The 17,866-nt window shown below is 59.7% G+C and carries 15 protein-coding genes; 9 read left to right on the top strand and 6 right to left on the bottom strand.

Translation table 11 applies throughout. From position 1 onward, the window contains the following. Positions 1 to 16: 16 nt before the first annotated feature. The gene (locus BWI76_RS24690) at positions 17 to 883 is read right to left on the bottom strand and encodes an AraC family transcriptional regulator (protein ID WP_064371649.1); all 867 of its coding nucleotides are present in this window, start codon (positions 881 to 883) and stop codon (positions 17 to 19) included. A 106-nt stretch (positions 884 to 989) separates the two neighbouring features. On the opposite strand from BWI76_RS24690, the gene BWI76_RS24685 reads away from it, so the two are divergent. Next, on the top strand, positions 990 to 2,333 hold the full coding sequence (locus BWI76_RS24685; RefSeq protein WP_004135928.1) for a glycoside-pentoside-hexuronide (GPH):cation symporter: 1,344 nt from the start codon (positions 990 to 992) through the stop codon (positions 2,331 to 2,333). Between the two features lie 104 nt (positions 2,334 to 2,437). Further along, positions 2,438 to 3,568, top strand: a complete 1,131-nt coding sequence (rlmG, locus tag BWI76_RS24680; protein ID WP_004135930.1) for a 23S rRNA (guanine(1835)-N(2))-methyltransferase RlmG — start codon at positions 2,438 to 2,440, stop codon at positions 3,566 to 3,568. 74 nt (positions 3,569 to 3,642) lie between these two features. On the opposite strand, the gene BWI76_RS24675 is transcribed toward rlmG, so the two are convergent. From BWI76_RS24675 to lsrR, 3 genes are all read right to left on the bottom strand, one after another. Continuing rightward, complete coding sequence (locus BWI76_RS24675; RefSeq protein WP_049133284.1) at positions 3,643 to 5,664, bottom strand: NADPH-dependent 2,4-dienoyl-CoA reductase; 2,022 nt, start codon at positions 5,662 to 5,664, stop codon at positions 3,643 to 3,645. Between the two features lie 219 nt (positions 5,665 to 5,883). After that, the gene (gene lsrK / locus BWI76_RS24670; protein ID WP_024358709.1) at positions 5,884 to 7,476 is read right to left on the bottom strand and encodes an autoinducer-2 kinase; all 1,593 of its coding nucleotides are present in this window, start codon (positions 7,474 to 7,476) and stop codon (positions 5,884 to 5,886) included. A gap of 37 nt (positions 7,477 to 7,513) precedes the next feature. Then, positions 7,514 to 8,485, bottom strand: a complete 972-nt coding sequence (gene lsrR / locus BWI76_RS24665; RefSeq protein ID WP_024358708.1) for a transcriptional regulator LsrR — start codon at positions 8,483 to 8,485, stop codon at positions 7,514 to 7,516. Positions 8,486 to 8,704: 219 nt separating this feature from the next. On the opposite strand from lsrR, the gene lsrA reads away from it, so the two are divergent. Genes lsrA through lsrG form a run of 6 tightly spaced genes read left to right on the top strand, consistent with a single transcriptional unit; the run spans position 8,705 to position 14,411 of the window. Then, the gene (gene lsrA, locus BWI76_RS24660) at positions 8,705 to 10,192 is read left to right on the top strand and encodes an autoinducer 2 ABC transporter ATP-binding protein LsrA (protein ID WP_004135936.1); all 1,488 of its coding nucleotides are present in this window, start codon (positions 8,705 to 8,707) and stop codon (positions 10,190 to 10,192) included. Continuing rightward, positions 10,189 to 11,223 (top strand): autoinducer 2 ABC transporter permease LsrC, encoded by a 1,035-nt coding sequence (gene lsrC, locus BWI76_RS24655; RefSeq protein ID WP_004135938.1) that lies wholly within the window; start codon positions 10,189 to 10,191, stop codon positions 11,221 to 11,223. Before lsrA ends, lsrC begins: the two co-directional genes overlap by 4 nt. Then, entirely contained in the window at positions 11,224 to 12,216 is a 993-nt protein-coding gene (lsrD, locus tag BWI76_RS24650) for an autoinducer 2 ABC transporter permease LsrD (RefSeq protein WP_004135940.1), read from the top strand. A 1-nt stretch (position 12,217) separates the two neighbouring features. After that, positions 12,218 to 13,219: an autoinducer 2 ABC transporter substrate-binding protein LsrB gene (lsrB, locus tag BWI76_RS24645; RefSeq protein WP_049086177.1), complete on the top strand. Its 1,002-nt coding sequence runs from the start codon at positions 12,218 to 12,220 to the stop codon at positions 13,217 to 13,219. An 11-nt stretch (positions 13,220 to 13,230) separates the two neighbouring features. Then, positions 13,231 to 14,118 carry a 3-hydroxy-5-phosphonooxypentane-2,4-dione thiolase gene (gene lsrF, locus BWI76_RS24640; RefSeq protein ID WP_004125444.1) on the top strand — a complete coding sequence of 296 codons (888 nt, stop codon included), beginning with the start codon at positions 13,231 to 13,233 and terminating at the stop codon, positions 14,116 to 14,118. Beyond that, positions 14,115 to 14,411: a (4S)-4-hydroxy-5-phosphonooxypentane-2,3-dione isomerase gene (gene lsrG / locus BWI76_RS24635; RefSeq protein ID WP_004135945.1), complete on the top strand. Its 297-nt coding sequence runs from the start codon at positions 14,115 to 14,117 to the stop codon at positions 14,409 to 14,411. The genes lsrF and lsrG overlap by 4 nt, the downstream gene beginning before the upstream one ends. Before the next feature lie 74 nt (positions 14,412 to 14,485). On the opposite strand, the gene ygjG is transcribed toward lsrG, so the two are convergent. Continuing rightward, positions 14,486 to 15,865, bottom strand: coding sequence for a putrescine aminotransferase (gene ygjG / locus BWI76_RS24630; protein ID WP_049089047.1), 1,380 nt, complete (start codon positions 15,863 to 15,865; stop codon positions 14,486 to 14,488). Positions 15,866 to 16,105: 240 nt separating this feature from the next. Continuing rightward, entirely contained in the window at positions 16,106 to 16,660 is a 555-nt protein-coding gene (locus tag BWI76_RS24620) for a PadR family transcriptional regulator (RefSeq protein ID WP_064371648.1), read from the bottom strand. 236 nt (positions 16,661 to 16,896) lie between these two features. Between BWI76_RS24620 and BWI76_RS24615 the strand changes: the two genes are divergently transcribed. Next, the gene (locus BWI76_RS24615; RefSeq protein ID WP_004135955.1) at positions 16,897 to 17,670 is read left to right on the top strand and encodes a siderophore-interacting protein; all 774 of its coding nucleotides are present in this window, start codon (positions 16,897 to 16,899) and stop codon (positions 17,668 to 17,670) included. Positions 17,671 to 17,866: the final 196 nt, after the last annotated feature.

The raw sequence follows: 17,866 nt of genomic DNA, 5'->3' as shown, positions 1-17,866 counted from the left end.
TGCTCACAAAAAAGAGTTATTTGTCCGCCCGATTGCCCACGGCAGCAGTACTTCTGACTTTGTGCCGGAAAGATTGCGGGGTATCGTTCATCATCTCTTTAAACTTGAGGCAGAAGTAGGCGCTGTCGGTGAAGCCGGCGCTTTGCGAGATATCGCTGATCTTCAGGTCGGTATTGGTCAGCAGGTTGATAGCGATATTGAGTTTGCGCAGCAGCATAAATTTCTTGAAGCTGATTCCAAAGGCGGATTTAAAGGTGCGGGAAAACCAGGATTTTGACCACCGGCAGCGGCAGGCGGCTTCTTCGGTCGTCATTTCAAAATTTTCATTTTCATCAATGGATTGAAGCAGTTCAATAAGCTCGCTGAGGTAGCGATGGTTGGTTCGTTCGGTAATGGGGACAGAATCTTTAAGGCTATTAAAAGCATGCAGCAGCACGCTTTGCATCAGGGAGCGAAACAGCGAATCGGAGAAGTCGCTGAACTCACCGCACCAGCTTAGCAGCAGCTCCAGGCGCTCGGCTTCCTCGCCGGAAAGGTAAGCGACCGCGCCGCAGTGGGCGGCGGGGAGCGACAGGTCGTATCCCTCGAGCCACTCTTTTTCGAATTGCATAAGATAACGCTTGTGGCTGGCGGCGGCCGGGAGCGTCATTTCATGGATCACTAAGGCGGGGACGAAAATCAGGGTATTGTTTTTTACCGTAAATTTCTCGTCACCAATCGAATAGCTGCCCTCTGACTCTCTGAACCACATCAGCTCGTCCATCATATGAAAATGAGGGACTACGTTTATGCCGTTGAAATCATTTATGTTATCTACCCGCAGGGTAAATAGCTCACCGGCGCCCACGGGGATCTTTTCGAAAACGGGAGATTCGTCACTCATCGGGTACACTCTTCTTATATTTAACAGGATGATTTATACATAATCGGTAAGCCCTAAGCAATAACGTACAGAGGACAAATATTAACGATCTTCTGGCGGAGGCGCGATGAACACTGTCCGTATCAGTATTAAAGAAAAATTTAGCTATGGGTTAGGGGATACCGGCTGTAATTTAGTCTGGCAAACGGTCATGTTGTTTATGGCCTGGTTTTATACCGACGTATTTGGTTTAAGTCCGGCGCATATGGGGACCATGTTTCTGGCGGTAAGGGTATTAGACGCGGTGACCGATGTATTAATGGGGGCGGTGGCGGATCGTACCCGGACTAAATATGGGCAATTCCGTCCCTATATTTTATGGTTCGCGATTCCTTTTGGCGTACTTTGCTGCTTAACGTTTTATACGCCGGATTTTGGCTATACCGGCAAGCTAATTTATGCCTATGTTTCTTATACATTGTTATCTCTGGTGTATACGGCGATTAACGTTCCGTATTGCGCGATGATCAATAATATCTCTAACGATTCCCGCGAGCGCGTTTCGCTCCAGTCGTGGCGCTTTGCGCTCAGTACGCTCGGCGGTTTGATTGTCTCGCTCACCGCGCTGCCGCTGGTGGCCTGGCTGGGTCAGGGTAACGTGCAAAACGGCTATTTTTACACCATGATTGTGATGGGGTGCCTGAGCATCATCCTGTTCTTTATCTGCTTCGGCCTGACGAAAGAGCGCTACACCAAGGATATCGCGGTCAATAACCAAAGCAGCATTCTTGATGATCTGAAAACCCTGATCGCCAACAAGGACTGGCGCATTCTGTTCGCGCTCAACGTCGTTAACCTGATTGCGGTGCTGTTTAAAGGCGGGACCACGCTCTATTACGTCAATAACATTATGGGGCGGGCGGATCTGGGCAGCCTGCTGCTGACCACCACCCTGGCTTCCGGCGTGCTGGGGGCGATGCTCTCTCCGTTTATCTTTAAAAATATTGATAAAGTGAGAGGGTTTAAAATCTCGATGGCCATCGAGGCGGCGCTGCTGATAGGCATGTACTTCGTCCCGGCGGGGAACGTGGCCGCTATCTTTGCGCTGGTGATTATCATCAATATTATTCAGCTGGCCGCTACGCCGCTGCAGTGGAGCATGCTGTCCGATATTATCGATGCGGAAGAAAAACGCAGCGGTAAAAAGCTCAGCGGGATCGTTTTTTCAACAAACCTGTTTGCCATCAAGCTGGGGATCGCCATCGGCGGCGCGCTGGTGGGCTATATGCTGGCATGGGGCGATTACGTTGGCGGCGCAGCGCAGCAAACCGACTCCGCGCTGCAGATGATCAAGCTGCTGTTCACCGTCTTCCCCGGCGTGCTGGTGGCGCTGCTGGTGGTCATCATGAGCAAGTACAGCCTGGACGATAAGCGCCTGTCACGCCTGGCGCAGGACGACCTCCCGGCGTAACGGACTGTGGCCCGGAAGAAGGAGATAATCGGCGCATCTCTATTCTACTGGGCGAAGTTTGCGTATAAACTCGCGGGTTTTAGTGTTCCGGAGGCACAGAGGCGATGAGCCAGGTAGAGTTAAACGGTGAGTTATTCACATTAGAGCGGTTCCCGCCAAATGCTGAAGAGGAAGCGCTTCAGGCGTGGGAAGCGGCGGATGAATATCTGCTGCAACAGGTGAATGACGTCGACGGCCTGACGCTCATTTTCAATGACAGCTTCGGCGCGCTGGGCTGTGCGCTCGCGGAACGCAACCCGGTCAGCATCAACGATTCCTACATATCTGAGCTGGCGACCCGCTACAACCTGCGGATGAACGGTATTGATGAAGAGAGCGTACGTTTTCAGGATCCCCTGAGCGAACTGCCTGCGGCACCGGCGCTGGTGCTCATTAAGGTGCCGAAACAGCTGGCGCTGCTGGAGCAGCAGCTGCGCGCTCTGCGCGAAGTTGTCACGCCGGAAACCCGCATTGTTGCCGCCGCGAAAGCGCGGGATGTCCACAATTCCACCCTGGCGCTGTTTGAGAAGATCCTCGGCACCACCACCACATCGCTGGCATGGAAAAAGGCGCGGCTGATTTTCTGTACCTTTACCGCGCCTGAGGTGGCCGATGCGCCGCAGACCTATAGCTGGCAACTGGACGGTACGCCGTGGACGATCCACAACCACGCCAACGTGTTCGCCCGCAGCGGCCTGGATATTGGCGCGCGCTTCTTCCTGGAACATCTGCCGGCAAATATTGAAGGCGAGATCGCCGATCTCGGCTGCGGCAACGGCGTGATTGGCCTGAAAGCGCTGGCCTTAAACCCGGACGCCCGGGTGATGTTCACCGATGAGTCCTATATGGCGGTGGCCTCCAGCCGGCTGAACGTTGAAACCAACCTGCCGGATGACATCGAGCGCTGCGAGTTTGTGGTGAATAACGCGTTGTCCGATATTGAGCCGGACCGTTTCGCCGCGATCCTCTGTAACCCGCCGTTCCACCAGCAGCATGCGATCACCGATCATATTGCCTGGCAGATGTTTAACGACGCCCGCCGCAGCCTGAAGTACGGCGGCGAATTGTACGTTGTCGGCAACCGCCACCTCGATTATTTCCGCAAGCTGAAGCGCGCGTTCGGTAACTGCACGACGATCGCCACCAATAATAAATTTGTGGTGTTGAAAGCGACAAAGGTGCGCAAGCAGCGCTAAGCCTTATCGGCTTCCCCGGTTTCCCCGGCTTGCGGCTGACGCCTTAGCCGGGCTACCGGTCGGGTTTTCTTTCCCTAAATTGACAGCGCCAGCCGGGTGCCCTGGGCGATTGCCCGTCGGGCGTCCAGCTCCATCGCCACGTCGCAGCCGCCAATCAAATGCACCGTTTTACCCGCCGCCTGTAGCGGATCGGCCAGCTCGCGGCGGGGATCCTGACCGGCGCAGATAATCACATGATCAACGTTAAGCACCTGAGATTCGCCGCCGATCGTCACATGTAAGCCGGCATCATCGATCCGTTGATAGCCGACGCCGGGGATCATTTTGACGCCGCGGGCCAGCAGGGTGGCGCGGTGGATCCAGCCGGTGGTTTTCCCCAGCCCGTCGCCGGGTTTGCTGGCTTTGCGCTGGAGCATCACTATCTGGCGTGGACTTTTCGCTAATTGCATCCCTTCCGGGCGCAGTCCGCCCGCGGTCTGCAGGGTGGTATCAATCCCCCATTCGGCGCAGAACTCGCCGATATTCTGGCTGGTGGCGATACCAGACTGGCTGAGGTACATGGCGGTATCAAAGCCGATCCCGCCGCAGCCGATAATCGCCACCTTCTCGCCGACCGGCGCTTTATCGCGCAGGACATCGAGATAGCTCAGCACCTTAGGATGTTCGATTCCCTCGATATTCGGCATCCGCGGGGCGATCCCGGTGGCGAGGATGACCTCATCAAATGCCAGCAGATCGTCCGCGGTCGCCAGAGTTTCCAGCCGCAGCGCGACGCCGGTAAGATCCAGCATTCGGCGGTAATAGCGCAGGGTTTCGTAGAACTCCTCTTTGCCGGGGATCTGTTTGGCGATATTAAACTGGCCGCCAATCTCGCGGTGACCATCAAACAGGGTAACCTGATGCCCGCGCGAGGCGGCGTTAACGGCAAAGGCCAGCCCGGCAGGACCGGCGCCGACTACCGCCAACCGCTTCGGTGTGGTCGCAGGCGCTATCGGCATCAGGGTTTCATGGCAGGCGCGCGGATTGACCAGGCACGAGGTGACTTTACCGGCGAAGATCCGATCAAGACAGGCCTGATTACAGCCGATGCAGGTATTGATCTCATCCGCCCGTCCGCTCTGCGCTTTAGAGAGAAATTCGCTATCGGCGAGAAAAGGGCGGGCCATCGAGACCATGTCGGCGTCTCCGCGGGCCAGGATCGCTTCCGCCACGGCGGGATCGTTAATCCGGTTGGTGGTGACCAGCGGGATCGACACCGCGCCCTTCAGCTTGCGGGTGACCCAGCTAAACGCGCCGCGCGGTACCGGGGTGGCGATGGTGGGAATGCGCGCCTCGTGCCAGCCGATACCGGTATTGATAATCGTTGCCCCGGCGGCCTCAATGGCTTTTGCCAGCTCGGTGACTTCCGCCAGGGTGCTGCCGCCGCTGACCAGATCGAGCATCGACAAGCGGTAGATAATAATAAAGTCGCTGCCTGCGCGTTCCCGCACGGCTCTGACCACCTCGATGGCAAAACGCATGCGTCGGGCGTAGTCGCCGCCCCACCGGTCGTCGCGCAGGTTGGTGCGCGCGGCAAGGAATTCGTTAATCAGGTAGCCTTCCGAACCCATCACTTCGACGCCGTCGTACCCGGCTTCCCGCGCCAGCTGGGCGCAGCGGGCAAAATCATCGATCAGCTGCAGGATCTCTTCGTGGCTCAGCGCGTGAGGCGTAAAGGGGTTGATCGGCGCCTGCAGCGCGGAAGGAGCCACCAGCTTCGGCTGGTAGCTGTAGCGCCCGGTATGCAGGATCTGCAGCGCAATTTTACCGCCCTCCTCGTGTACCGCATCGGTAATATGGCGATGGTGGGAGAGATGGCTGGCGTCGTTCAGCACCGCGCCGCCCGCCATGGTGACGCCGGAAGGGGCGGGGGCAATTCCGCCGGTGACGATCAGCGCCACCCCGTGGCGGGCGCGCTCGGCGTAAAAAGCCGCCAGCCGCTGCGCGCCGTCCGGGAGCTCCTCCAGGCCAGTATGCATCGAGCCCATCAACACGCGGTTTTTGAGCGTTGTGAACCCCAGGTCAAGCGGGGCGAAAAGCGACGGGTAGCGGCTCATAATTTCTTCCAGTGTAAAATTATTGTTATGTGGTCGGATGAGTTACTAATTTAGCCGTCGCGGGCAAAAAGGGAAAAGGGGAGTGCGGCGATTGTGATGGGATTCAAAGAACGGCGAAAGGTTCCCCTTCCTCCTCTCCCACAGGAAGAGGAGGAAGGGCGGAATGGCGCCGGTGGCCAGATAAGTCCGGACTGTTCTCCTCTTCTTTTGGGGAGAGGGTTAGGGCGAGGGGACAACAGGAGCACGGCGCGCCAGCCCCGGCGCCTGCCACATTGAGGTCGTTAATCCGCTATCCACCAGACCGAGCTGCTCGGCGTACACCGACTGCCATTTGGCCATCATCTCCTGATACAGCTCGCGGTGCGCCGGATTGGGCGTAAATTCCCGATGCCAGCTCACCAGCTTCTCGCCGGTCGCCGCCATATCGCTGTACAACCCGGCGCCAGCCCCGGCAGCGATCGCGCAGCCCAGCGCCGTCGCCTCGCGCACCTCCGGCACCCGTACCGGCAGGCCGGTGACGTCGCTGAGGATCTGGCTCCACAGCGCCCCTTTCGAGCCGCCGCCGGCGAAAACCAGGCCGTCAAACTTCACGCCGGAAAACTGTGAAATTTGCGCCAGGTTACAGGCGGAGACAATCGCCGCGTTCTCTTCCAGCGCGCGGAAAAGGGTGGCTTTATTGCATTTTTCCGGGTCGATGGAGAGGTTAATAAACGACGGCGCGGCGTGGTACCACTGCTTAAAGTGCATGGCGTCAGAGAAGATCGGCATCACCCCGTGGGAACCCGCCGGCACGCGGCTGGCCATCTCTTCCAGCAGGCTGTAGGCGTCGACGCCGAGGCGTTCGGCAATCAGCTTCTCCTCCGCGCAGAAGGCATCGCGGAACCAGCGCATGGTCAGGCCGGTGAAGAAGCTGATGGACTCCGCCTGCGCCATACCGGGAATGACGTGTGGGTTAACGCGAATATTCATCTCCGGGTCGGTACGCACTTCCGGCAGGTTGACCACCTGCTGCCAGAAGGTGCCGCCGAGCACCGCCGTCTGCCCGGCGCGCACCACGCCGAGTCCCAGGCAGCCGAGCTGGACGTCGCCGCCGCCCATCACCACCGGCGTTCCCGCCCGCAAACCGCTCTGCGCCGCCGCCGCGTCGGTGACTGCGCCGAGTACGGTGCCGGTCTCTTTTACCGGCGAGAGAATATCGGCCCGCAGTCCGGCCATATCCAGCAGCGCCGGACGCCAGTCGCGGCTGAACAGGTCGAGCATGCCGGTGGTCCCGGCGTTAGAGGGGTCGACCGCCAGCTCGCCGGAAAGCTTCGCCGCCAGCCAGTCGCTGATCATGGTGATGGTCGCCGCGCTGCGGTAAATATCCGGGCGATGATGGGCCAGCCACAGCAGGCGCGGCATGGCGCTTAGCGCCAGGGTCTGCCCCGACACGCCGTACACTTCCGATTCAAAACGGTCGTCGTGGATCTCTTTGAGCTCTGCCACCTCGCGGCTGGCGCGGGCGTCAACGTTGGCGCAGGCCCAGATGGCCTCGCCGTTGCGGTCGTAAAGCACGATGCCTTCGCGCATGGAGCAGCAGGCGACGGACTGAATATCCGCCGCAGAGAGATGGGCGGCGGCCAGCGCCTGACGGATACACTGGCAGGCCAGCTGCCAGTTGGTGGTGAGATCGAATTCCATCGAGCCGGGGACATTGTCCACGCTCAGGTGTTTCCATTCGGCCTGGCCGACCGCAATCTGGCGGCCGTTGAGATCGAAAATCACCGCCCGGATGCTGCCGGTCCCGGCATCTAACGCTAACAGGTAACTCATGACATGCGCCTCGCTCGTGTTGCGCGGCGCAAGGCCGTTATGAGGCCAGCGTAAGCACCGCGCGTGCTGTTGTCTCTTCCGTTACCAGGCCATTAATCCGCTTGCCGATCAGGGCCGCGTAAATCGCCTGCGCTTTTTCTTCTCCCCCGGCGACGCCAACGATGGTTGGCAGCTGCGCCAGTTCATCAAGGGTGACGCCGAGCAGTTCCCGATGGATCTCCAGCCCTTCGACCGGTTTGCCGTCGGCCTGCAGGAAATAACCTAAAATGTCGCCTACCGCGCCTTTGCGGGCGTACATCAGTTGTTCACCCTCGCTGATATAGCCGGAGCGCAGGATGGTGGCGTCGCGGCGCTGATCGATGGCGCCGATGCCCACCACCGCCGCATCCGCCGCCGTGGCGGCGAGGATCACGTCGCGTACGCTCGCTTCCCGGCGCAGTATCTCCGCTACATCTGCCGATGACACCCTGAGCGGCGCGGGGATCATGCTGACGCTACAGGCGGCATCCAGCTGGCCAATGCCGGTCATATACGGGCCCACGCCGCCGGAAAGCGTCACCAGCCGAACCTGCTGGGAGCCGATAAACCCGCTCAGGTGCTGCAGGCAGCTCATGGTCGCCTCGCCAAAGCCCACCGCCAGCAGCTGTCCCGGCTCCAGCACGCCCATTAACGATTGCGCCGCGCCAATCCCCAGGCGGGTGTTCATCGGGGGCGTATTCAGCGCCGGCAGCACGCGGGCGATTTTCAGGCCGAAGCGCTGCTGAAGTTCGGTTTCCAGCGCCAGGCAGCCTTCATAGCGCGAGTTAATCTGGACGCGGATCACCCCCGACTGGCGGCCCTTCTCCAGCAGGCGGGAGATCTTTAACCGCGGCAGTCCTAAACGCTCGCCGATGTCGTTCTGCGTCAGGCCGTCGTGGTAGTAACACCACGCCACCCGCGCCACCAGCTCCTCCTCGGCTAACGCCAGCCCGGCGTAGCGGCTCTCTTCCGTAATGCGTTTTTCGCTCATAAAGTGAACTCTTATAAAAATTTAGATCATATGTTCGTTGTTGCGCGGTCGGAAAATGTGAGCCGACTGGCAAAACCGATCTTTCGTTGTTCGCTGGTTTTATTCAAACGATCGAAAGCATAAAACTGTGATCGCTGCACGGTTGTAAATATAGTTCACCGTCTACGCTTTTGAACATTATTAATTTAAAAAATCTTTTGTTCAAAATGAGGCGCGATGATGAAGCCACTGCTTGAAGCTCGCCAAATCTGCAAACAGTTCTCCGGCGTCACCGTGCTGAAGCAGATTGATTTCACGCTGCTTTCCGGCCAGGTACACGCGCTGATGGGCGGCAACGGCGCCGGGAAATCGACGCTGATGAAGATTATCGCCGGCGTGGAAACGCCCGACAGCGGTGAGCTTGTCTTCGGCGAACGCGCGTTTGCGCGCCTCACTCCCGCCCAGGCCCATCAGCAGGGCGTGTATCTGGTGCCGCAGGAACCGATGTTATTCCCCAATCTGACGGTGCGGGAAAATATTCTTTTTCGTCTGCCGAAGCGGGCGGATAACGAGACCCGCCTGCGGGAAAAGCTTCAGCAGCTTAACTGCCAGCTCAACCTTGAGGCGGCGGCCAGCACTCTGGAAGTGGCCGATCAGCAAATGGTGGAGATCCTGCGCGGGCTGATGCGCGACGCGCAGATCCTGATCCTCGATGAGCCCACCGCCTCGCTGACGCCGGGGGAAACCGAACGCCTGTTTCGCCAGATCCGCTCTTTACAGGCCCTCGGCGTCGGGATCGTGTTTATCTCGCACAAACTGCCGGAGATCCGCCAGGTCGCCAGCCACGTTTCGGTGATGCGCGACGGCGCGGTGGTGCTGAGCGGGGAAACCGCGCAGTACGGCGACAATCAGCTGATCGGCGCGATGACGCCCGTCAGTCGCGATCGAGCCCTGAGCGACACGCAAAAGCTGTGGCTGGCGCTGCCGGGCAATCGCCGTACCCAGGCGCAGGATTTCCCGGTGCTGCGGGTAGAAGATCTGACCGGGGAAGGTTTTATCGATCTCAACCTCGAGATCCGTGCCGGGGAGATCGTCGGCCTCGCCGGGCTGGTGGGATCCGGGCGTACCGAATTCGCCGAAACGCTCTACGGTCTGCGCCCGGCTCGCGCCGGGCGGGTGTGGCTGGAGAACCGCGATATCAGCCGCGATAGCACGCGCGCCAGGCTCGCCAGCGGGCTGGTCTATTTGCCGGAGGACAGGCAGGTTTCCGGATTGTTTCTCGATGCGCCGGTGCGCTGGAACACGGTGATGTTTAACCAGCCGTCGCTGTGGCAGCAGAACCGGCGCGAAGCGGCGGTGGTGGAGCGCTATCACCGGGCGCTGGGGATCAAAATGGCCGATGGCGATCGCCCGGTGCGTACGCTCTCCGGCGGCAATCAGCAGAAGGTGCTGTTGGCGCGTTGCCTGGAGGCTAACCCGCTGCTGCTGATCGTTGATGAGCCCACGCGCGGCGTGGACGTTTCCGCCCGCGCCGATATCTATCAGCTGCTGAAAAGCGTCGCCGCGCAGAACGTGGCGGTGCTGATGATCTCCAGCGATCTCGACGAGTTCGTCGGCCTGGCCGACCGGGTACTGGTGATGCATCAGGGCAGGCAGAGCGGCGAGCTGGCGCAGCAGGCGGTCAGCGTTGACCGGATGATGACCCTGGCCTTCGGAGGGCAGGCATGAAAACGTTACTGAAAAATCGCGAACTGAGCGCCTTTCTCGCTATCGTGGTGCTGTTTGCCGGGCTGGTGGCGCTCAACCCGGCCTATTTCAGCTTACAAACCCTGGGCATGATTTTCGCCAGCTCGCAAATCCTTTGCCTGCTGGCGCTGGGGGCGACCCTGGTGATGCTGACCCGCAATATCGACGTTTCGGTGGGTTCCACCGTCGGCCTGAGCGCTATCGCGGTGGGCGTGGCGCTCAATAGCGGCTATGGCCTGATGACCGCCATCGCCTTCGCGCTGGCGATCGGCGCGCTGGCCGGCGCCTTTAACGGCCTGCTGGTGGTGGGGCTGCGTATCCCGGCGATTGTCGCCACCCTCGGCACTCTCGGGCTTTATCGCGGAGTGATGCTGCTGTGGACCGGCGGTAAGTGGATTGAAGGCTTGCCGAACAGCCTGAAAGCGCTGTCGGAACCGGCGTTCATCGGCATTTCGCCGCTGGGCTGGCTGGTGCTGGCGCTGCTGCTGGCGGGCGGCGGGATACTGTCGCGCACCGCCTTTGGCCGCGATTTTTACGCCGTCGGCGATAACCTCGCCGCTGCCCGCCAGCTTGGGGTGGCGGTGAACCGCACGCGGATGCTGGCATTCACCCTTAACGGCATGCTGGCCGCCTGCGCCGGCATTGTGTTCGCCGCGCAGATCGGCTTTGTGCCCAATCAGACCGGCAGCGGCCTGGAGATGAAGGCCATCGCCGCCTGCGTGCTCGGCGGGATCTCGCTGCTGGGCGGTACCGGCACGCTGCTCGGCGCTTTTCTCGGTGCTTTCTTTCTCACCCAAATCGACACCGTGCTGGTGCTGTTCCGCCTCCCGGCGTGGTGGAACGACTTTATCGCCGGCCTGGTGCTGCTCGGCGTGCTGGTGCTCGACGGGCGGCTGCGCCAGGCGCTGGCCCGCCATCAGCGGGCGCTGAAGTACAGCCGCTTTCAGCCCGGCAACAAAGGGGGCAAGCGCGTGGCCCCGTTTCCCGAACGCAAAAACAAAGAGGTGGCGTAAATGAAGCTCAGCTGGGAAAGCGCGCTGCTGGCGTTGCTGGTGCTGGAGATCCTGCTGTTTGGCGCCCTCAATCCGCGCATGCTGGATCTCAATATGCTGCTGTTCAGCACCAGCGACTTTATCTGCATTGGCATCGTGGCGCTGCCGCTGACGCTGGTGATCATCAGCGGCGGGATTGATATTTCGCTCGGTTCGACCATCGGCCTGTGCGCTATCGCGCTGGGGGTGATGATGCAGGCGGGCTGGCCGATGAGCCTCGCGATCCCCCTGACGCTGCTGCTCGGCCTGCTGTGCGGGCTGCTGAACGCGGCGCTGATTCACTACACCGGCATTAGCCCGCTGGTGATAACCCTCGGCACCCTGTACCTCTACGGCGGCGGCGCGCTGCTGCTTTCGGGCATGGCCGGGGCCACCGGCTACGAAGGCATCGGCGGATTCCCGGACAGCTTTACCGCCTTCGCCAACCTGACCCTGTTCGGCCTGCCGATCCCGCTGGTGCTGTTCGCCGTTATCACCTTTTTCTTCTGGCTGCTGGCCCACCGCGGGCGCTTTGGCCGCCACCTTTTTCTGCTCGGGCAGAACCCGCGCGCCGCGCGCTACGCCGCGCTTTCCGTTAACGGGATGCCCTACGCGCTGTATGGCCTGGTGGGCGTGGCGTCGGCGGTGGCGGCGCTGGTGATGGTCTCCTATTTCGGCTCGGCGCGCTCGGACTTAGGCCGCGACCTGCTGATGCCGGCGCTGACCGCCGCGGTGCTCGGCGGGGCCAATATCTACGGCGGTTCCGGCTCGATCGTCGGCACGGCGCTGGCCGCGCTGCTGGTGGGCTATTTACAACAAGGTTTGCAAATGGTCGGCATCCCCAACCAGGTGTCGAGCGCGCTGTCAGGGGCGCTGTTGGTTGTGGTGGTGATGGGGCGTTCGCTGAGCCTGCACCGTGAATGGGTGCGGATGAGCTGGCGGCGTCTTTTCTCGCGTAAAACAATCGGAGCATAAAATGAAAACAAAACTGATGGTGCTGGCGATGGCGCTGGGTATGGCATCGGCCCAGGCGGCGGACCGCATCGCCTTTATTCCAAAACTGGTCGGTGTCGGTTTCTTTACCAGCGGCGGCAACGGCGCGAAAGAGGCGGGCAAAGCGCTCGGCGTGGACGTCACCTACGACGGCCCGACTGAACCGAGCGTCTCCGGCCAGGTACAGCTGATCAACAACTTTGTCAACCAGGGCTACAACGCGATTATCGTCTCCGCCGTATCGCCGGACGGCCTGTGCCCGGCGCTGAAGCGGGCGATGCAGCGCGGGGTCAAGGTCCTGACCTGGGACTCCGATACCAAACCGGAGTGCCGCAGCATCTATATCAACCAGGGGACGCCGCAGCAGCTCGGCGGCCTGCTGGTGGAGATGGCGGAAAAACAGGTGACGAAACCCACCGCCAAAGTGGCGTTTTTCTACTCCAGCCCGACGGTGACCGACCAGAACCAGTGGGTGAAAGAGGCGAAGGCCAAAATTGAAAAAGAACATCCGCAGTGGGAAGTGGTGACCACCCAGTTTGGCTATAACGACGCCACTAAATCGCTGCAAACCGCCGAGGGGATCTTAAAAGCGTACCCGGATCTCGACGCTATTATCGCTCCTGACGCCAACGCGCTCCCGGCGGCCGCCCAGGCGGCGGAAAACCTCAAGCGCCAGGGCGTGGCGATCGTTGGTTTTAGCACGCCGAACGTGATGCGCCCCTACGTAGATCGCGGCACGGTAAAAGCCTTCGGCCTGTGGGACGTGGTGCAGCAGGGCAAGATCGCGGTTAACGTCGCCGATCGTCTGCTGAAAAAGGGCGATCTTAACGTTGGCGACAGCGTCGATGTGAAAGATCTCGGCGCCCTGAAAGTCGAGCCGAACAGCGTGCAGGGCTACCAGTATGAAGCGAAAGGCAACGGCATCGTGCTGCTGCCGGAGCGGGTGGTGTTCACCAAAGAGAATATCAATAACTACGATTTCTGATGGAGGATGAGATGGCTGATTTAGACGATATCAAAGAGGGAAAAAACTTCGGCTTAGACCGTCCGCAGCAGAACACCCTCTATACGCTGAAGGGCTGCGGGTCGCTGGAGTGGGGGATGCAGTCGCGGCTGGCGCGTATCTTCAATCCGCAGAGCAACCGTACGGTGATGCTGGCGTTCGACCACGGCTATTTTCAGGGGCCGACCACCGGGCTGGAGCGGATCGATCTCTCTATCGCGCCGCTGTTCGAAGAGACCGACGTGCTGATGTGTACCCGCGGCGTGCTGCGCAGTCAGGTGCCGGCGGCGACCAACAAACCGGTGGTGCTGCGTGCTTCCGGCGGCAACTCGATCCTCAGCGAACTTTCCAACGAGTGCGTGGCGGTGGCGATGGAGGACGCGTTGCGCCTGAACGTCTGCGCGGTGGCGGCGCAGGTCTATATCGGCAGCGAGCACGAGCATCAGTCGATCAACAACATCATCAAGCTGGTGGACGCCGGCAACCGCTACGGTATGCCGGTGCTGGCGGTAACCGGCGTGGGCAAAGAGATGACCCGCGACGCCCGCTACTTCTCGCTGGCCAGCCGCATTGCCGCCGAAATGGGGGCGCAGTTCGTGAAAACCTATTTTGTTGAGGAAGGCTTTGAGAAAGTCACCGCCAGCTGCCCGGTGCCGATCGTCATCGCCGGGGGCAAAAAGCTGCCGGAGCAGGAGGCGCTGGAGATGTGCTGGCGGGCGATCGACCAGGGCGCATCCGGCGTGGATATGGGGCGGAATATCTTCCAGTCCAGCGCGCCGCGCGCGATGCTGAAGGCGGTGAAAAAAGTGGTGCATGAGAACCTGAGCGCCCGCGAGGCGTATCAGTTCTGGCAGGAGGAAAAACAGGGAGAGCTGCAATGAACGTAACGCTGGTGGAAATCAATATCAAACCGGAACGGGTCGACGAGTTTCTTGAGGTGTTCCGTGCCAACCACGAAGGGGCGCTGCAGGAGCCGGGCAATCTGCGCTTTGACGTGCTGCAGGACCCGGAGGTGAAGACGCGCTTTTTTATCTATGAAGCCTATATCGACGATGAGGCGGTGCTGGCGCACAAGAAAACCCCGCACTATCTGGCCTGCGTAGAGAAGCTGGAGGCGCTGATGTCGAAGCCGCGGCAGAAGCGCAGCTTTATCGGCCTGCTGCCGGAGGTGTAAGACTGTCCCCTCACGCTAACCTTTGCTATGGGATAGCGTGAGGGGACATATATTGCGGACATAGGGGCAAGCCACTACGCCTCTTCTACCGAAACCCGTAGCGCCGCCAGGGCCAGGCGGGCCGCTTTTAGCACCTGTTCACACTGCTCCAGCGTCAGCGTCAGCGGCGGCTCAACGCGGATCGTCCTGGCGTTGTTCAGCGTTCCGGCCACCAGTACCCGCTGGCGGAACATCTCGCTGGCAAAGTCATAGCCGATTTCGTTATCGACAAACTCAATCGCCATCAGCATGCCTTTGCCGCGAACTTCATTCACCAGATCCGGATATTCGCGGGCCAACTGACGGAAGCCATCCAGCAGCATGTCGCCTTTCTGCTCCGCCTGCGCGGGCAGGTTTTGCGTCAGCAGCACGTTGATGGTCGCCAGCGCCGCCGCGCAGGCCAGCGGATTGCCGCCGAACGTGGTGGTATGCAGGAACGGGTTGTCGAACAGCACCGAGAACACCTCTTCGGTGGCGATCGTGGCGCCAATCGGCATCACCCCGCCGCCCAGCGCTTTGGCAAGGCACAGAATATCCGGCTGGACGTTTTCATGCTCGCAGGCAAACATCTTGCCGGTGCGCCCCATGCCGGTTTGTACTTCATCGAGGATCAGCAGCGCGCCAAACTCGTCGCACAGCTTGCGCACCGCGGGCAGATAGCCCGGCGGCGGCAGAATCACCCCGCCTTCGCCCTGGATGGGCTCAAGGATCACCGCCGCGACGTCATCGCCGGTCTTTTTGCACTCGCTCAGCAACGTGCGCATGGCGTTAATATCGCCGAACGGTACGTGCCGGAATCCCGGCAGCAGCGGCATAAAAGGCTTACGGAAAGTGGATTTCGCGGTGGCGGAAAGCGCGCCCAACGACTTACCGTGAAACGCGCCGCTGGTGGCGACGAAGGTAAATTTGCCGCGCGGAGACTGGTAAGCTTTCGCCAGCTTTAACGCCGCTTCGACCGATTCGGTGCCGCTATTGCTAAAGAAGCTGTATTTCAGTTTGCCGGGCGTTAAGGCCGCGAGGGTTTTTGCCAGCATGGCCCGCAGCGGGTCCAGCAGTTCCTGACTATGAAGAGGTTGTTTAGCGAGTTGATTTTCGACGGCGGAAACGACAACTGGATTACGGTGCCCTACATTAAAAATCCCAAACCCACCCAGGCAGTCGATAAACTCCTGTCCCTGAGTGTCGACAAGCGTATTTAACCCTCCCGCTTGCCACTCTACGGCTCCGTAATCCCCGCCAGCAGTGACCGATTTTCGATACGCTAAAAATCCTGGGTTCACATGCTCTTTAAAGTATTCTCTGACCTCCTGGTTAAGTGATTTCATCTCCTCATGATCGAGCGTTCGCTTCTCAATGAGATTCAATGCGTGTGCGCTGCAGGCCAGAGCCGATGCGCTGGAAGGTAACCTGTTCAAAATATGCTCCTGGGCGGGGCGTATCACATGATACTGAATTAAGTATTGCAGGGATTACGCCACTTCGGCGCGGGCCAGGAAAATCGGGATAAACGCAACGTGAAATTGCGATTGAGCAAAATTTAATCTTACGGCGCTATTATTGGCATGTTTTACTCCTGAAGGCGTAAAACCCCGTGAATAAGGGCTTCCGCCGCGCGCGTCGCGGCGGTGCAGGCTGCCCAGCGATGGGGCAGAGGGTTAGTCGAGCTGGGAAATCTCCATTGCCGCGCGGTCAATCACGCCGACGATCTGCTTTAGCTGAGCTTCAGTAATGGCCTGCTGGTTAACTTTTAAATCCAGTACCGCCTTAAAATTCTCCAGCGCGCGCTTCATCTGCGGATTTTTACGCAGTTCACAACCCACCATACGCGCGTGCAGTTTGGCCTGAATCTGCTCCAGCTGTTGCTGGTTTTCCGTGTGCAGCTGGCTGCCGTCGGCGGTAATGGCGATTTTTTTACGACCGTTTTCGTCAGCCACGCTGATTAAGCCCTGATCCTGGAGCAAGTCGAGCGTCGGGTAGATGACGCCGGGGCTCGGGCTGTAGTTGCCCTGGGTCATGGTTTCGATCTCTTTGATAAGCTCGTAGCCGTGGCTGGCGTTACGGGTGAGGATATCCAGAATCACCAGGCGCAGCTCGCCGTGGCCAAAGAAGCGCTGCCGACGTCCGCCGCCCCTGCGGCCATGCTCGCCGTGTTCGCCATGCTCATCGTGGCGTCCGCGTGGCCCACGCCCTTCTTCGTGATGATGTCTCATGTTTTGCCCCTCTGTTTTTGATATATCTAATTTATATCTAAAAAATACAAAGTAGCAATGAAGGATTTTGTTTATTTTTTAACTTAATGATTTTAAATGGTTTATTTTTCATTTTTGACTTTTGTGCCGTTTTGCTTTGGCTATATCAAAAAAGACTTGCATTCTTTTTTAATGGCAATCATTATCATTTGCAAGATTTTTAGATATATCTATTCAGTTCACGAAGGCGATGAAAAATGACAAAGGCAAATAACCCCAAATACCCGCAGCGCGTGCGTAACGAGCTGCGTTTTCGCGAGTTGACCGTGCAGCGCGTCGAGCGTATCGGTCACGCTTTCCAGCGTATTGTGCTGGGCGGAGAGGCGCTGGACGGTTTTGTTTCTCAGGGTTTTGACGACCACACCAAGCTCTTTTTCCCCGAAGCGGGCGCCGCATTCACGCCGCCGGTGGTGACGGATGAAGGCATTAACTGGGGCGAAGGCGTGCGTCCGGCGACTCGCGACTATACGCCGCTGTACGACGCCGGGCGTCATGAGCTGGCGTACGACTTTTTTATTCACGACGGCGGCATTGCCAGCCGCTGGGCGCTGACGGCGCAAGCGGGCGATAAGCTGGTGATCGGCGGCCCGCGCGGTTCGCTGGTGGTGCCGGAAGATTACGCCTGGCAGCTGTACGTGACCGATGAGTCCGGAATGCCCGCGCTGCGCCGCCGTTTGCTCGGGTTGCAGCAGCTTCCGACGCCGCCGCAGGTGACGGCGATTGTGACTATTGGCGATGCGTCTTATCAAGATTACCTGGCCGATCTTGATGGCTTTAATATCGAGTGGGTGGTAGGGCATAACCCAGCCGCCGTGGCCGAACGTCTGGCGCAGGTGGTGATTCCGGCGGACGATTATTTTATCTGGCTGACCGGGGAAGGCGCGGCGGTGAAGTCGCTGCTGGCGCGCTTTGAAGGCGAAGAGATTGACCCGCAGCTGGTGCGTTCGCAGGCCTACTGGCACAGCAAGTAAGCGCGGAGAAAACCCGGGTTGCGGCTGACGCCTTACCCGGGCTACGAAAGAGAACTGCGCGGTGATTTTCCCGCAGGCGATGCTGCGCATCTGTCCGGGCTACCGCTCCACAGACGGCGGTGCGCCCGTAGCCCGGGCAAGGCGCGTCAAGCGCCGCCCCCGGGAGCAGAGTGCGCAGAGGCATCATTTCCCGCAG

Source organism: Klebsiella sp. M5al (genome assembly GCF_002090195.1).
Lineage (GTDB): Bacteria > Pseudomonadota > Gammaproteobacteria > Enterobacterales > Enterobacteriaceae > Klebsiella > Klebsiella grimontii.
This window is presented reverse-complemented; position numbering and strand designations above follow the sequence as displayed.

Excerpts from the sequence above, each read along its gene's own strand:
- lsrA (WP_004135936.1), top strand. The coding sequence starts at position 8,705 with ATGAAGCCACTGCTTGAAGCTCGCCAAATCTGCAAACAGTTCTCCGGC.
- lsrD (WP_004135940.1), top strand. The coding sequence starts at position 11,224 with ATGAAGCTCAGCTGGGAAAGCGCGCTGCTGGCGTTGCTGGTGCTGGAG.
- lsrK (WP_024358709.1), bottom strand. The coding sequence starts at position 7,476 with ATGAGTTACCTGTTAGCGTTAGATGCCGGGACCGGCAGCATCCGGGCG.
- lsrB (WP_049086177.1), top strand. The coding sequence starts at position 12,218 with ATGAAAACAAAACTGATGGTGCTGGCGATGGCGCTGGGTATGGCATCG.
- BWI76_RS24615 (WP_004135955.1), top strand. The coding sequence starts at position 16,897 with ATGACAAAGGCAAATAACCCCAAATACCCGCAGCGCGTGCGTAACGAG.
- rlmG (WP_004135930.1), top strand. The coding sequence starts at position 2,438 with ATGAGCCAGGTAGAGTTAAACGGTGAGTTATTCACATTAGAGCGGTTC.
- lsrF (WP_004125444.1), top strand. The coding sequence starts at position 13,231 with ATGGCTGATTTAGACGATATCAAAGAGGGAAAAAACTTCGGCTTAGAC.
- BWI76_RS24685 (WP_004135928.1), top strand. The coding sequence starts at position 990 with ATGAACACTGTCCGTATCAGTATTAAAGAAAAATTTAGCTATGGGTTA.
- BWI76_RS24620 (WP_064371648.1), bottom strand. The coding sequence starts at position 16,660 with ATGAGACATCATCACGAAGAAGGGCGTGGGCCACGCGGACGCCACGAT.
- lsrR (WP_024358708.1), bottom strand. The coding sequence starts at position 8,485 with ATGAGCGAAAAACGCATTACGGAAGAGAGCCGCTACGCCGGGCTGGCG.
- lsrG (WP_004135945.1), top strand. The coding sequence starts at position 14,115 with ATGAACGTAACGCTGGTGGAAATCAATATCAAACCGGAACGGGTCGAC.
- BWI76_RS24675 (WP_049133284.1), bottom strand. The coding sequence starts at position 5,664 with ATGAGCCGCTACCCGTCGCTTTTCGCCCCGCTTGACCTGGGGTTCACA.
- BWI76_RS24690 (WP_064371649.1), bottom strand. The coding sequence starts at position 883 with ATGAGTGACGAATCTCCCGTTTTCGAAAAGATCCCCGTGGGCGCCGGT.
- lsrC (WP_004135938.1), top strand. The coding sequence starts at position 10,189 with ATGAAAACGTTACTGAAAAATCGCGAACTGAGCGCCTTTCTCGCTATC.